The organism is Rathayibacter rubneri, assembly GCF_023743255.1.
Classification (GTDB): domain Bacteria; phylum Actinomycetota; class Actinomycetes; order Actinomycetales; family Microbacteriaceae; genus Rathayibacter; species Rathayibacter rubneri.
This window is the reverse complement of record NZ_JAMRYM010000190.1, coordinates 1-1,701: the sequence shown is the minus strand read 5'-3', so window position 1 is coordinate 1,701 and position 1,701 is coordinate 1. Positions and strand designations below refer to the sequence as shown.

Sequence of the window (1,701 nt, the reverse complement as noted above, 5' to 3'; positions counted from 1 at the left end):
CCGCCACCCCGGCGCCCACCGCGACGGCGACCGCGACTCCGACGCCGACCGCGACCCCGACCACCGCCCCGGTGGCCGACCGCACCGCGCCGACCGTCGCGATCGTGTCGCCGACCTCCGGCTCGTCCGTGTCCGGCACGATCCTGCTGGCCGCCCGCGCCTCGGACAACGTGGGCGTCACCGGAGTGAGCTACTGGGTGGGCACGACGAAGCTCGGCGACGCGACGCTCGCCGCCGACGGCACGTGGCAGCTCCCGGTCAACACCGCGGCGTTCGGAGTGGGCACCTACCCGGTGACCGCCAAGGCGACCGACGCGGCGGGCAACTCCACCACGAGCGCGATGATCGCGCTCAAGCGGATCTGATCCTCCGCTGAGCACGACGAGGGCCCCGGTGCAGTGCACCGGGGCCCTCGTCGTTCCCGCGGGAGCGGCGTCAGTCGGCGAAGATCTCGCCGACCGGCTCGCGCTTCTCGGCCTGGAAGCGGTCCTCCGCGCGGCCGAGCGCCCAGTACGCCGACAGCGACAGCGAGCGGCGCTCCAGACCCCAGTCGTCCTGGAGGATCCGCCGCAGCTCCTTCATCGCCCCGCGCTCGCCGTGCGCGAAGACGTCGAGCACCCCGGAGGGACGCGGTTCGGCGTGCACGGCCGCGACGAGCGCCCGCCCCGCCTCGAGCACACCGCGGTGCAGCCAGCGCAGCTCGACCCCGTCGGGCACGGCGAGCGGCTGCTCGTCGGCGGCTCCCGGCACCTCGAGCAGCACCAGCCCGCGCGCCTCCGAGGGCATGGCCTCGAGCGCCGCCGCGATCGCGGGGAGGGCGGAGTCGTCGCCCAGCAGCAGGTGGAACGCGCCGGGCACCGCGCTCGGCGCCCAGGCGCCTCCCGGGCCGTTGAACGCGAGGCGGTCGCCGGGAGCAGCGGAGGCGGCCCACGGGCCCGCCACGCCGTCGTCGCCGTGCACGACGAAGTCGATCGCGAGGCTCCGCTCGTCGAGGTCGACGGAGCGCACGGTGTAGGTGCGGCGGACGGGCAGGTCCTCGGGAGCGAGGGTCGCGCGCAGCGCGTCGAGGTCGTAGGGCGGCTCCACGTCCACGCCCGCCCGGGGAAGCAGGAGCTTCACGTACTTGTCCGTCGTGGCGAGCGTCGCGGGATCGGCCTCCGCGGCGAACGCGTCGAAGCCGGGGCCGCCGAGGTGCACGCGCACGAGGTGCTCGGTCAGCCGCTGCGTCCGCAGCACGGTCAGCACGTGCTGGGTGCGGACGGGGCGCTCGCCCCGGGGGCGGACGGGAGCGGTCGGGACGGCGGAGGCGTTGGCGTCGGTCATCCCTCCAGCATGCCCGCCGAGCCCGGGAGCCCTCTGGCGATCGGCTCGGAGCGCGCCACGGGCACCCGGAGCGGGCGCGGCGGTCGCCGCCCACGCCTGGACGCGGACCGGACCCGCGACTCGACGCCGACCGGGCTCCGCCCACACCCCCACCCCACCTCGCGGCGACTCGCCCTCGACTCCGGCCGCGACTCGACACGGACCGGGCTCCGCAGAGCGCGCTGCCCGAGCGGTCGGCGAGAACGAGGCCGAGCCGTACCCTCGTGCCATGCCTCCGACTGGGACCGCCGAGACGACGACGGTCGCGGGAGCCCCGCGCACCGCCGCGGCGGGGCTCCGGTGAGGACCCGGCGCGCGTCCGCCGTCAGCGCCAGGAGC

At 76.7% G+C, this 1,701-nt stretch carries 2 protein-coding genes; one reads left to right on the top strand and one right to left on the bottom strand.

Annotated elements, in window-relative coordinates:
- The coding region (locus tag NB037_RS19205) for an Ig-like domain-containing protein (RefSeq protein ID WP_251948646.1) at positions 1 to 365 on the top strand (365 nt) is incomplete at its 5' end.
- 70 nt (positions 366 to 435) lie between these two features.
- Here the strand turns inward: NB037_RS19205 and NB037_RS19200 are convergent.
- Positions 436 to 1,323, bottom strand: a complete 888-nt coding sequence (locus NB037_RS19200; RefSeq protein ID WP_251948645.1) for a siderophore-interacting protein — start codon at positions 1,321 to 1,323, stop codon at positions 436 to 438.
- Between the last annotated feature and the right edge of the window lie 378 nt (positions 1,324 to 1,701).

Bases quoted from the DNA above. Each gene is read 5' to 3' on its own strand.
- NB037_RS19200 (WP_251948645.1), bottom strand. From the start codon at position 1,323: ATGACCGACGCCAACGCCTCCGCCGTCCCGACCGCTCCCGTCCGCCCC.